Below are 12348 nucleotides of genomic sequence, written 5' to 3'. Positions count from 1 at the left end.
CGTGGCAAAAACCTTGGCCCCTTCAACAAAAGGCAGGGTCAGCCATGACGGTGCAGATACTGACGCCTCGATTCGGGTGAACACTCGATAGGAAGCAAAGCGGCGCTGGGTACAGTTCAGGATCAGTCCCGACTGAAAAGCTTCTGCGCCATCCGATTGGCCTCATCGCGAGTCATGGAATAGCGCTTCTGCACCACACCCAAAACCTGTTTCTTTACCTGAATCACCTGTTTGAAGCGTTCCCGACTCCAGATCACCTTTATGGCGTCAACACGCCTCCGCCATTTGGCGAGCAGGCTGGCTTCAACAAGACATTCGAACGAATCGTTGCCAGTCTGGGGTAAGGCCGCCCCCCATGCGGGGGAGTATCTAAGGCCGAATGGTCAGCCCATTTGTCAGAATCAGGGGTGTCGTCCTTCGTCTTGGGCAAGTCGGGCGCTTTCGACTCAACAACTGCAGTCTTCACGTCGGAGAGCGGCCTGAACTCCTCGCCATCGATGGGTGCTTTCATGTAGACCTCTGAAGCGAACCGGCAACGCACGAAATTGTCCATTGTCGGTCTTCTCAGACTGACGGTCTTACCTGGCAATGTCGGTGCGCTGGCGCACTTACATCATCAGCACAACCCTCCGAATGAGGATAAGCACAACCGTCTCGCCGCTTATTGGGGCCAGTTCAGCCTCAGTTCTCGAGAGATGCCTGCCCCTATACCGAACTCACACCCCTCAGACATGAAGTCGACATATACACCCAAAGCAGGTCAGGCAAGGCTGGACTGCTCTCATTACTGCCGAGGCGGCCAACGCGACTCGGGCGACCATGAAGACATCACCATGTACGCAACGGCGCCCATGGCGGTGCCGCCACCGACGCCCCGCACCAGCGAACACAAACCGCGCATCCTGCTGCTGTACGGATCGCCCCACGAGCGCTCCTTCAGCAGACTGCTGGTGGAGGAAGCCGCGCGCCTGCTGGAGCACTTCGGTATCGAAACTCACCTCTTCGACCCGTCCAGCCTGCCGCTGCCTGATGACGCGCCCGTGGGTGCAGGAGCTGCGCGACCTGGTGCAGTGGTCGGAAGGCCAGGTGTGGTGCTCCCCCGAACGCCACGGCGCACTGTCCGCGGTATTCAAGGCGCAGATCGACTGGATTCTCCTAGCGCTTGGCGCCGTCCGCCCCACGCAGGGCAAGACGCTAGCGGTAACTCGCAGCGCATCAGCGAGGTATTCGAGGACTACCTGTGGGATGACCATGGCCGGAAATCCGAACAGTTCAGTGACAAGGGTATCCTGCGCTACCAGCGGCCTCTGGCTATATGCCTCATGCGCGTTGCTCTCGGGCGTCAGCACAAAGCGTGTTCCCGAGCAGACGCCATGCCGTAGTGATATTCGAGCGTCTCTTTCGAAATATGGGGAGCGAGCGCGTCCAGTTCGAAAGGAAGCTAGGGGAGTTCGAATGCCATGGGTGTTCTCCGTTTGCGATGGCAGGTGTCATCCGACAGGAGCTAACCGGCGGATCGCGAGGCGCCAACTCTGGAATCACTTCAGGGAATGCCGGTTGCGCACCGGCAGGCATATGCGCTCAGTTGGCGCGGAACTTGGGCAAGCCGATGTCGCCGCGGACAAAATTGCCCAGCATATAGCAGAGCGCGACTTTCAGGACGGATTCGTCCGGGCGGGCCTGTCCCTTGCACGCGATGCGCATGAGCTGGTGCGTGTACCAGATGATTTCCATCATCCGTGACCGGTCGATGGCCTCCACGCCGGAACCCCTGGGGCTGACCTCATGGCTACCGCCCTTGCGGGTGGCCGAGATCAACGCAAAGTTACTCATCATTGGCAGCCTGCTAATAGCCGTAACGTACTACTGGGATCTGCTGAGAAAAACGACGGTCATGCTCTACGACATCGAGTCAGAATTCGCCGGTGTCGTCGAGCAATTGCATACCGCCTTCGACGGCGTTCGAAGCTGTCGCGCAACTTGGCATCTTCAGGCGCAAGGGAAGGTGCTTGATCGCAAGTACCACGCCGGCGCCAGTCACCTGGTGACCAGAAGCTCGATCGCACTCGGACTGCAAAACCCGCCCTTCGTCAAAACCAACGTTGCCACCCCCAGCATCCCCGTGGGCCGCCAGACCCTCTATTTCTTCCCGGACAAGGTGCTCGTGTTCGAAGCCAACGGGGTCGGCGCGGTGTCCTATGAAAACCTGCGAATCGACATCGCTACGACGAACTTCATCGAAGACGGCGCCGTCCCGAAAGACGCCGAGATCGTCAGCAGAACCTGGAAGTTTGTGAACAAAAAGGGTGGCCCAGACAGGCGCTTCAAGAACAACCGAGAACTGCCTGTCGTGCGCTATGAGGAGGTTCAGTTTTCGAGCAACACCGGCTTACTCGAGCGCATCCAGATCTCCTGCGTAGGACGCACATCCAGCTTGGCCCAAGCTATCGGCAGCATCGGCAGAGCAAAAGGCGAGCGCCAGTAGCCATTGCGTAGTTGCTACCACGTCCGCAGCGACGAGGCGAAGGAGCGGGATGTAGCCACTCAGCGTGCTGATTGAGCGCCGCTGAAAGGGCTTGGCCACGACCGGCCAACGTTTTCTCGCAGACCAGGAGGCGCTCAGCTCTCTGGCAGATAGAATGGGCTTTCTCGTTTCAAATTGGAAAGTGGGCGATGTCGGAGCGGACGTACACGAAGGAACAATTGCAGGTCATCGAGCACGCAGGTGCCCATGCAATTGTGGCGGCAGTGGCAGGCTCGGGAAAAACCGAGACGCTGATTGGCCGCGTCCGGCATCTTCTGCGCGACATCAGCCCAGCCCATATCGCCGTCGTCATGTTCAACAGGGACGCCGCCCTATCGTTCCGGCGGCGTTTCGAGCAGGCAGTCCAAGGTACTGCGCCTGAAATCAGGACGTTCAACTCGATGGGCAACAAGATCGTCAATCGACTTGTCCAGAACGGGCTGCTTCCAGAAGCCAGGATAGAACCCAAGGATCATCTGCGGACGAAGATTGCCAAGGACGCTTTCACTCGGGTGTTTAAAGCGATCAACGGCAGCAACGTCACGCCGGACAAGGAGTTGATCGATGGATTCATCGCCTTCTTGCTGCTGGTCAAGTCGAGCACGCACAGCCCCGAGGAGGTGTTCGAAACACGCCAGTACGGGCCGATAACCCAAGGGTACGTCGAGGCATTTCGTCTCTATGAAGAGCACCGGGCGCAGCTGAAGGTCAGGTTTTTTGAAGATCAGCTGTACGACCCCGTCAAGCTGATGCTGAGGCAACCCGCGACACAGCGATACGTTCAGAACCGGGTTGATCACCTCATCGTCGATGAAGCCCAGGACATGAACGGCATCCAGATCGCTCTGCTGAAAATCCTCGCCGGCGACCGGGCCAAGGTCATGCTCGTCGGGGATGAAGACCAGGCCATCTATGATTGGCGTGGTGCCGAACCCGACTACCTCATCCGGGGCTTTGAACAAGACTTTCCAGAGGCCACCCGATACACCCTGCCGCACACGTTCCGCTTTGGCCACATGCTTTCGATCGCGGCCAGCCAGGTAATCAGCTGCAACACCAATCGCAACCCCAAGATCAGCATCTCTGCCGAGGGCACACCGCGCACGCGTATCCACTGCCTGCCGCTGGCCCTCGGGCTGGCTGACCTGGGAGAACACGTAGCAGAGCGGCTCACCTCCGGGGTGAAGCTCCAGGACATCGCGGTGCTGGTGAGGACCTACGACCTGAGCGTTACCTTGGAGCTGGATCTGCACCAACGCAGCATCCCCTATCACGTCTATGGCCGGCCGCCGCTGATGCGTATTCCCGAGATCAGCGCGCTGCTCGGTGTCCTCCAGTTGGCCAGTGGCCGCTGGAAAACCTTGGATGCCGACCAGCTCCGATACGTCATCAAGAGTTTGCTGTACCGCCCTACCCTCTACTTGGACAAGGCAGCAATAAACCGTGTCGTAGAGCTCGTCGTGCGTCAGCCAGAATGCCTTGTTGAAGCCATCCGCTCGACCATCACACTGCAAACCAAAGACTATCAAGCCAACCAGATTCGTGACCGTGCGGATTTGCTTGAGATCCTGGCGACCGCCACCGATCCGCAGGATAAGGTGCTCACCGTCCTGGATCGCTATCTGCTGGCAACGGAGTTCGAACGCAATATCGAAAAACAGTCCCCCACCGCGGATCAGGCGGCTGCCGTCATGGCGAACGTCCAGGCCTTCCGTCTCATTGCCAGCCGGCATGAAGGCAGCATCGACGCGTTTCTGGATAGCATCGACCCGCTCATCGACTCATCGGCCATGGAACCACCGACAACGCCACACGTGTGGATCAGCTCCATTCATCGAGCGAAAGGGGCACAGTGGTCAAGGGTCTTCGTACCTGGAGTCGTGAGAAGCGGCTTTCCCAGGGACGACCTAAGCGCCGATGAAATCGAGGCAGAGCGCCGGCTGTTCTACGTGGCCATCACGCGCGCCGTCGATGAGGTTTTCATTGCTCACCCCAACGACCTGGAGTTTCAGCGCAGCCTGGAGCGCCCGGATATCACTGAAACGCACCCGGAAGCGAGCTCCGTATCTCGCTTTCTTTGGGAGATGGATATTGCCTTGGCTCGGCATGCAGGAGCCGCTGTCGAAGAAGAACGCTTCGCGGCCCTTGGAGAGGTAGACCGCCCTGAGATCGCGAATACCTATTTCGCGACCTTCCCCTTCTCTAAAGACTGGCGCTATGCAAAGCGCCCACAGCCGTCCTCACCCGCGTCCGTGGGAGCAAACCACGACATCTTCGGCGCGGCAAAAGGAACGCGGGTAATTCATGCCATCTTCGGGAGTGGAACCATCGACAGATGGATCGACGATCGCGTTCTGCGAGTCGTTTTTGACGATGGGGATACGCGTCTACTGGTGGCCAGCATGGCACCGATGGAGATAGCGTCGGCATAAAGGCGGTACTCTAGGTCAGTAAGGGCGTCACTCGACAGCCATGTACAAGCCAAAGGGCATCACATTGCGCGGAGTTCTATCCCATTTCCACGGGCAGTGTGAAAAGGGCTGAAAACTTCGAATCTTGCCGGGCGACTCATGGGTTAGGGCTTAGTAATCGCGAAGGATGCGGCCAACCCGGAACGTCCTTGCCCCCACTGGCTTCACCCGTAACGATTGGCCATCCTCTATCAGGTAGTGGCAGGCCTTGATCACATTGCGCCTACCAACTGCGTCCTTACGGCTGAACATCCCTACCCCACGGTCATCCTCATACTTTTCTTTCTCGTGGTTGCAACTGTGGAAGTACCCCCAACCCACGGTGATCTTCCTCCACAGCCCACCGATGGCCTCAGCCTTGGCATAGTCACTGCGCACCTCCCGACCATCGAAGAAGAACGCTGCGTGGATGTGGTAGCCCATGTCCGCGCCCTGCTCCACAGCGCAGATGTAGCCCGTCTCGTGCTGGAAAACCGGATCGTATTCCCGAGCCCGGATCAGCCTGTCCAGATCCTCGAAGACGTCCTCTACCTTCAGGCGATTACGTACAGCCTCCCGGTAGTACAGATTCACCCTCACCACTACAGTGCGTGAACGGCTATCCAGTACCCGTTCCACGTATTCAGTCACTGTCTGCCGATTCCCCTTCTCCCGGTAAGTACGGTCATTCTTCCCACGCTTGAACCACTTGGTCTGTACGTGCTCCCGGATCCTCTCCACGAGCCAGTTGTAGGTCTGGGCCTCTGACAGGAGCCCTCCCTCGCTCTCGTCCATGCACGTCATCCCGAACATCCCGAACTCAATGCCGATGTCGTAGCACGCCTCCTTGAATGCGAGCAGGTGTTCACTCAAGGCGTACGTCTCGTCATGCACCAGGTGATACATCTGCCGAACGTGATCGAAGTACCGAGAGAGCCTGGTTCTCTCGATGACCTCATCCCCCTGTGCGTCGTAGCTGATCCTGAATGCAGGACAGTCATGACGGATCACTGCGTTCACGAGTCGTTCGATCTGGATAGCGATGTCAGATTGAGAGAGGTGTTTGGCTGTTTGATTGGTCATGGTGCGTACCTGGTTGGTTTAAGGCATACCAAGTACGGAGTGGGTATTTTTAAACTGGAGAGATGGGTAGCTAGGTTCCGGGTAGTAGCTAGCCATGACTGGAGAGAGGTGGGTGGATTAGAGATAGGTTATTGGAGATGGAGTAGGTGTATGGATTAGATAGATGGTTAGAGATAGTTAGTAGCTATATCAATAAACCACACCGCCCTGATCGCCAAACAACAAGCGCCATCGAGCATCCAGACGAAGAACACCAAGCGTAGCCGGGAAAAATCACAGAGCAGGTAACTGGGAGTTATCTGAGAAAGAGCACTAACCTAAGCAGACGGCAGAGATACCCGATGACCAGGGACTCCCTGGTCATCGGGTAGCTCTATCGCCATTAATGCTTACCTACAGCCTGGAGTTTCTCATCACGCTCAGCGATCCGCTCAAGGATCCATTCGTGCACTTCGCTCTCCAGCCAGCGAACGCAACGCTCCCCCACAGATAACGGAAGCGGGAACGTGCCGAGAGCGATGTACTTATAGATAGTCGAGCGAGCAAGACTGGTGAGGTCCATGACCTCTTTCAAACTGATGATCCTCATGGACATGGACGGTGCTCCTGTATTGGTCCAGAGGATGGGCAACGTTCATAAAATTTAACCAGCCGTACTCTCTGCCACAAAGGAGACCAAGCCATGCTTGGAAAGCTGCTCTCGAGAAAGGTCAGACTCTTTCGTCCAGATCTCGACGTGCCCCTTGGTGCCGCTTAAAGAAACTATACATTCAGGACCTTCTCCCTTGGGCTCTTGAGCAAAAACCAAGGTCATCGAATCATCCGTGTCTCTATTTTTGGCAGGGAACGCAAGCACCCTCCGCCCTACCAAGCTCGCAAAAGCGCTATCCCCCGCTATTCGATTCTTAACCCGCGAAGCCAAATGGAAAGCCCACCAGCACATTTCAGTAACCATGACCTCAAGCGAGGAATCATCTTTACCCGACGCATGGAGGCTTTCAGTCATGATTTTCTCTAGACCATCAATTTGGGGGAGACGGACGGACTCACCCAAGACGCTCCAGTGATTCGAAAGAAGCAGGCTTACACCTTGATAGATCTTCCAGACAAGCATTTCATAAGTGCGGCCTAGGCCCTGAAACGCCCCTTGCACCCGCGCAAATCGCTCCGCAAAACCATGGCGGCTCTCCTCAGAGCGCATTGCCTCACCATAAAAAGCTACAACTGGGCTGCTGCAGCCCGCCGAAGCAAGCCCTGGATGGTTCAGGTTCAGGATATAGCTGCTGGTCACTTTCGTATCGGCATAGAGCGAGTCCGAGAGCCCCGCTATCTTTCGGCGAATGAAGCCAAGCTGTAGGAGTTCCTTCAGCCACCTGTCGACCTTCTCCTCGTCCGCCCCCAATAACTGTCGGAGTTGAGCGAGCCCGAGGTTATCTACCAGTCCCAGTTCATTGGCATGAGCGAATAGCGTTGCGAGCAATAGGCGGAGTTGCGGTCTCAGAAGCTCATTCGATGATATCGGCGTTCGGTTGGCCTCATAGTCACGATAGATCGCACCGCTGAAAAGGTGGCGCAGAACGGGCCCATGATGGGATGCCGAAGTGCTGAGGTCACCAAGTTTGCTGGCCAGCCCCCGGCCCACCTTCAGCCCGAGAGTGGGCCTCCCTCCAGTAGGAGCCTTGTGGCATTCAAGGCATTGGTGTTCAATCAACGCTTTGCGGGCCCTGGATACCGCCCCAGCGGTCACCTTCAAGGACGAAGCCAACTCACTCACTGGCATCTCCACCCAGCGTGTAGCGCCAAAGCGATAGATGAACGCAATGAGGAAGTACTTCGCCTCAGCCCCAACGCCAGCTATCGGCGCAGTCAGCAGCCTCTCGCCCATGCAATACCCCCCCTTTTTTTAGATTTTACCCCCTATACCGCACTTGAACCTCAAAAATCCATAGCGTAACGTTACCGTAACGCAACAAAATGGACAGACGGCATGGCTAGGGAAATAGAATCATTCTCAGTATGGGCACCAAAAAATCTTCATGCGGAATCCGATATCGCCTGGGTACAAAACTACCTGCATGAAAAAGGGGAAATATCTCTCCATGGGCCTGTAGATTTAGATCGACTTATTAGAGCGGGAGTACAACTCGAGAAAAGCGACTCAGGAAGAAATTCCCTTAGACAGTTAAAGGCTGCCTATAGGACAAGGAAAAGCAGGAGTGCGGAGGAAAGATCAAGCGCTGGAGACATAAAACCTGCAGAGCAAAACCTTCCCTCTCAAAATAAGAATCACAAAACCCTAATAAAATTAGCCAATGAAATACTAAAGTCCGAAGAATCACTTAAACAAAAATCAAAAACCCTAGAAAGCCAGAAAAAAGAATTAAAAGAGAGAGTGTCAAAATCTCAAAAAATCACACAAAAGGCCCTCAATAAAATAAAGAAAATAGAACGAGAACTTAACACCCTTCGAGGAAAAGAATCCCACAAATCAGAAATAGAAAAAGTCATACTGAACAATGAAGAAATAAAAGAATTACTTGTAGACATACTAAATATTCTAGATCCACGCCCTATCAAAAGTCGCCCTTTAAGAAAATCAGACATAACGAGACATGCAAACAGACAAAAACTAAAAACCAAAAGCCCAGAAAGCCCAGAAACTAAAAATAAAAACTCCAAAAGCATCCCAACAACAGTGCTTGAACTAATAAACAGAATAAATAAGCAAATCGCAGAGTAAAATCAAACAGAAACAAGACAAAATAGCCGAGAAAATCATACATCACGCACATAAACACAATTTAAAAATCAAACAATCTCCAGTCTCAAATTCAAGTCAGCGGATCGACAGACCTCAGGAAAAACCATCATGGACGAGCAATCTAAAACCAACTTAAAGACCAGCCAACTATACGACCCCTAATACGCGCACCATTCGTCTGATGGTAAGACCGAGATATTTTCTTAGCAGACCCTTTGCTCTTTTCCTCGCGACCGACCGCCGCCATTGGAAATTTTCTTTCACAGCTCTACCACAGTTTCACATGCTTGTCTTGAAGATAGAGCGATTACAGATCACAGGATTTGCACAGCGACTGAACCTTCGAAAGCTTTGATCGGGCGCTATAAAGTTGAGACACAGCCGTTGGCAGCTGAGATAGCCCACCTCTCGCGGGATGTTCTACATCCTCATGCACCGAAGCACAGGGGAACGAGGTAGATGGCTTGAACAACCGGAGTGCCTATCGTGGCCTCCTACGCTTTGAACGCGACCGATCATCGATCAGGCGGTACGCGCCATCAGCGACATGACCATCAGACCGATACGATTGCTCCATGCGGATCTGATGTCATCATTCTCTGTATTACGACAAGCTGAAAGGAAGGAATCAGGCATCGTCAGTCAGAGTCAAACTGACTCCTGCTTGCGCAAGCCCGCCATGTGTGCGTGCTGTAAGCCCCCCTGAGACTGTGCGTGGAGCACCTCGAGGTAGTTCACAACCATCGCGACCACTTCGTCTTCAGTCCAGTTTTCACCTATGCGGATGATGCTGCAGCCAAGCGCAGTGAGGGCAGGTACTACCGTTGCTTCGCCACCTGAGAACCGCTCTGAGGTCTGGGTACTGCTTGCCGGACGCAACGCAGGCAATCGCCTTGAAGTCGTAGCCCGCACCCGTCCGAGGATCCCGCCCCCGGTAGTCACGTGACTTATCGAATCCATAACGAGTGGGGAGACCGTCCTGCCCAAGGCTACGAACTCGTAAATGGCTTCTTGTACTGCAACTCGGTCTGTTAGTTGCGTAAGCAATGTCATTGGCGACTACATCCATTGCAGGAAAATAGATCCTGCAACAGGCCTGAGACTGGCTTCAAGACGCGGAGCATTGCCGCATCCACGATGGAAAGCCTTACAATCTGTCTTTCAGAATGTTCGGCAAGTCATTTCAGACAGACGAGCTGATCGCCAAACCCTATCTGGAGGCTTTGCATCCCTTGGAACCTCTCGTCGATGTATCCCCTCTTGCCGAGGCGCTTGAAGAGTTCGCAAGCGCTCGGAACTGGCATCAATTCCACTCCCCGAAGAACCTCGTCATGGCCCTGACCGGCGAGACCGGCGAGCTGACGGAGATATTTCAGTGGATGAGCGAAGAGGATTCGCGATCGGCGGCCAACCACCCAGAGCACAGTCAAGCCATCAGAGAAGAGCTGGCAGACGTCTTGATGTACCTGGTCAGGCTGGCGGACGTGCTGGGTGTGGACCTCAACGCTGCCGTCAAACAAAAGCTGAAACTCAACGGGGAGAAATACCCCGTCAGCAAGGCCCACGGCACTAGCAAGAAATACGACCAGCTTTGAAAACAGGTTCAGGGAAGAGAGCGTGATCGTCTACGAAGCCACCAAGCAGCAATTCCTCCACGACAGTGACAACGACGATATCGAGGATGTGATTCTCGCCCACTACACGGCGAAAACGGGCAAGGGGGTCGGCCGCTCTGAAGTTGCTTCCTGGAAAGGCTCGCTGGGGTACATGGCCAAGGTCCTACGTGATGAGGCGGTACCGAATGACACCGGCCTCGCAATCGAGCTACACCTGCCGCAATCGTCCAAGCGAATCGATTTCACGCTGACCGGCCATGGCGAAGCAGGCGAGAAGAATGCAGTCCTCGTTGAACTCAAGCAGTGGAGTTCCTCAAAGCTGTCGGAGAAGGATGCGATCGTCGTCACTGCGCTTGGCAAGGGCTTGAACGAGACAGTCCATCCGTCCTACCAAGCCTGGTCATACGCCTCTCTGCTCGAAGGCTTCAACGAAGCGGTCTATGAACGGAGCATCGCGCTTCGCCCATGCGCCTACCTGCACAATTACGCCCGTGACGGCGTCATTGATGCGCCTCACTACCAGCCCTACATCGACAAGGCCCCCCTCTTCCTCAAGGGAAAAGACGAACTCGAGCAGCTCAGAGCCTTCATTCGCAGGTACATCCACTCCGGCGACAACAAAGCCGTACTGTACGAACTGGCCAATGGCAGGATTCGTCCGTCGAAAGCCCTGGCCGACTCCCTTACGGGTTTACTGAAGGGCAATCCGGAGTTTGTCCTTATCGATGACCAGAAGGAGGTCTATGAAGCAGCGCTCGCAGCTGCAAAGTCCTCCTCGGCCGAGCAGCCAAGGGTACTCATCATCGAAGGCGGACCAGGGACAGGCAAAACCGTCTTGGCGCTGAATCTCCTCGTGAAGCTGACTTCACTCGGGTTGGTCGGCAAGTACGTCTCGAAGAATGCAGCACCACGACGGGTCTACGAGACCAAACTGGTGGGCACACTCACCCGCACGAAGTTCTCACACATGTTCACCGGCTCCGGCTCGTTCATCGATGCCGAGCCAAACCTCTTCGATGTTCTCATCGTGGATGAGGCGCACCGCCTGAATGAAAAGAGTGGCTTGTATGCCAACCTGGGTGAGAACCAAATCAAGGAGCTAATCGGGGCGTCCAAGTGCACGGTCTTCTTCATCGATGAAGACCAACGCGTAACGTTGAGCGACATCGGCAGCAAGCAGGCTATACGGCATTTTGCAGAAGCCAAGGGAGCAGTGGTCGAAGGGTACAGCTTGGCATCACAGTTCCGCTGCAGCGGCTCGGATGGCTATCTTGCGTGGCTCGATAACGTGCTGGACATTCGGCCGACCGCCAATGATCGCCTCGACCCACACGACTACGACTTCCAGGTGTTCGATAGTCCTCAGGCGCTGCATGAGGCCATCGAAGCCCAGAATGCCCATAACAAGGCTCGAGTAGTAGCGGGGTACTGCTGGCCTTGGCGCAGCAAGAAAGATCCATCAGCCGATGACATCGTCATTGGCGATTACCGACGGCAATGGAACCTAAGCCAAGACGGTAGCCTATGGATCATTGCCGACCGCTCCATCGAGCAGGTGGGATGCATCCATACCTGTCAGGGCCTGGAAGTGGACTACATCGGCGTGATCATTGGTCCCGACCTCATCGTACGTAACGGACAAGTCATCACAGCTCCCGAGAAACGCGACCAGCACGATAAGTCCATCCGCGGGTACAAGAAGCTGAGCAAGGCCAATCCTGAATTTGCCCGGCGAGAAACTGATCTGATCATCAAGAATACCTATCGGACGCTCATGACCAGGGGCCTGAAAGGCTGTTACGTCTACTGCACAGACGCAGAGACTGCAGCCTTTTTCCGCTCAACATTGACCTGACGGCAAGGCGGGCGAACACCTCAGTGTCTCCGCAGGCTCTGACTAGGTGACTCGCGAGG

The 12348-nt window shown here is 55.2% G+C and carries 9 protein-coding genes and 2 pseudogenes; 6 read left to right on the top strand and 5 right to left on the bottom strand.

All coding sequences use genetic code 11. From position 1 onward, the window contains the following. Positions 1 to 833: 833 nt before the first annotated feature. Positions 834 to 1203 (top strand): annotated as a pseudogene (locus tag IB261_RS09495) (NAD(P)H-dependent oxidoreductase); the annotation flags it as partial. A 175-nt stretch (positions 1204 to 1378) separates the two neighbouring features. Here IB261_RS09495 and IB261_RS09490 read toward each other — a convergent pair. Then, positions 1379 to 1462: pseudogene (locus tag IB261_RS09490) on the bottom strand (superoxide dismutase [Fe]); the annotation flags it as partial. A 119-nt stretch (positions 1463 to 1581) separates the two neighbouring features. Beyond that, entirely contained in the window at positions 1582 to 1734 is a 153-nt protein-coding gene (locus IB261_RS09485) for a hypothetical protein (RefSeq protein ID WP_192382120.1), read from the bottom strand. On the opposite strand from IB261_RS09485, the gene IB261_RS09480 reads away from it, so the two are divergent. Both IB261_RS09480 and IB261_RS09475 read left to right on the top strand, forming a co-directional pair. Next, positions 1724 to 2485 carry a hypothetical protein gene (locus IB261_RS09480; RefSeq protein ID WP_192382118.1) on the top strand — a complete coding sequence of 254 codons (762 nt, stop codon included), beginning with the start codon at positions 1724 to 1726 and terminating at the stop codon, positions 2483 to 2485. The genes IB261_RS09485 and IB261_RS09480 overlap by 11 nt on opposite strands. Before the next feature lie 188 nt (positions 2486 to 2673). Further along, the gene (locus IB261_RS09475) at positions 2674 to 4956 is read left to right on the top strand and encodes an ATP-dependent helicase (protein ID WP_192382116.1); all 2283 of its coding nucleotides are present in this window, start codon (positions 2674 to 2676) and stop codon (positions 4954 to 4956) included. A gap of 150 nt (positions 4957 to 5106) precedes the next feature. Here the strand turns inward: IB261_RS09475 and IB261_RS09470 are convergent, their stop codons facing one another. The 3 genes from IB261_RS09470 to IB261_RS09460 form a co-directional block, all read right to left on the bottom strand. Continuing rightward, positions 5107 to 6057 (bottom strand): YagK/YfjJ domain-containing protein, encoded by a 951-nt coding sequence (locus tag IB261_RS09470; RefSeq protein WP_192382113.1) that lies wholly within the window; start codon positions 6055 to 6057, stop codon positions 5107 to 5109. A 382-nt stretch (positions 6058 to 6439) separates the two neighbouring features. After that, complete coding sequence (locus tag IB261_RS09465) at positions 6440 to 6646, bottom strand: helix-turn-helix transcriptional regulator (protein ID WP_024128445.1); 207 nt, start codon at positions 6644 to 6646, stop codon at positions 6440 to 6442. A gap of 54 nt (positions 6647 to 6700) precedes the next feature. Then, the gene (locus IB261_RS09460) at positions 6701 to 7942 is read right to left on the bottom strand and encodes a hypothetical protein (protein WP_192382111.1); all 1242 of its coding nucleotides are present in this window, start codon (positions 7940 to 7942) and stop codon (positions 6701 to 6703) included. A gap of 102 nt (positions 7943 to 8044) precedes the next feature. Here IB261_RS09460 and IB261_RS09455 point away from each other — a divergent pair, with 102 nt between their 5' ends. The 3 genes from IB261_RS09455 (at position 8045) to IB261_RS09445 (ending at position 12289) form a co-directional block, all read left to right on the top strand. Further along, positions 8045 to 8797, top strand: a complete 753-nt coding sequence (locus IB261_RS09455) for a hypothetical protein (RefSeq protein ID WP_192382109.1) — start codon at positions 8045 to 8047, stop codon at positions 8795 to 8797. 1187 nt (positions 8798 to 9984) lie between these two features. Then, positions 9985 to 10413 carry a nucleotide pyrophosphohydrolase gene (locus tag IB261_RS09450; RefSeq protein WP_079383335.1) on the top strand — a complete coding sequence of 143 codons (429 nt, stop codon included), beginning with the start codon at positions 9985 to 9987 and terminating at the stop codon, positions 10411 to 10413. A 22-nt stretch (positions 10414 to 10435) separates the two neighbouring features. After that, positions 10436 to 12289 carry a DNA/RNA helicase domain-containing protein gene (locus IB261_RS09445; RefSeq protein ID WP_192382107.1) on the top strand — a complete coding sequence of 618 codons (1854 nt, stop codon included), beginning with the start codon at positions 10436 to 10438 and terminating at the stop codon, positions 12287 to 12289. The last annotated feature ends 59 nt before the right edge of the window (positions 12290 to 12348 follow it).

The organism is Pseudomonas sp. PDM20 (assembly GCF_014852575.3).
GTDB lineage: Bacteria > Pseudomonadota > Gammaproteobacteria > Pseudomonadales > Pseudomonadaceae > Pseudomonas.
This window is presented reverse-complemented; position numbering and strand designations above follow the sequence as displayed.

Coding starts and splice junctions, on each gene's coding strand:
- IB261_RS09465 (WP_024128445.1), bottom strand. CDS start 6,646: ATGAGGATCATCAGTTTGAAAGAGGTCATGGACCTCACCAGTCTTGCT.
- IB261_RS09460 (WP_192382111.1), bottom strand. CDS start 7,942: ATGGGCGAGAGGCTGCTGACTGCGCCGATAGCTGGCGTTGGGGCTGAG.
- IB261_RS09470 (WP_192382113.1), bottom strand. CDS start 6,057: ATGACCAATCAAACAGCCAAACACCTCTCTCAATCTGACATCGCTATC.
- IB261_RS09475 (WP_192382116.1), top strand. CDS start 2,674: ATGTCGGAGCGGACGTACACGAAGGAACAATTGCAGGTCATCGAGCAC.
- IB261_RS09485 (WP_192382120.1), bottom strand. CDS start 1,734: ATGGAAATCATCTGGTACACGCACCAGCTCATGCGCATCGCGTGCAAG.
- IB261_RS09480 (WP_192382118.1), top strand. CDS start 1,724: ATGATTTCCATCATCCGTGACCGGTCGATGGCCTCCACGCCGGAACCC.
- IB261_RS09455 (WP_192382109.1), top strand. CDS start 8,045: ATGGCTAGGGAAATAGAATCATTCTCAGTATGGGCACCAAAAAATCTT.
- IB261_RS09450 (WP_079383335.1), top strand. CDS start 9,985: ATGTTCGGCAAGTCATTTCAGACAGACGAGCTGATCGCCAAACCCTAT.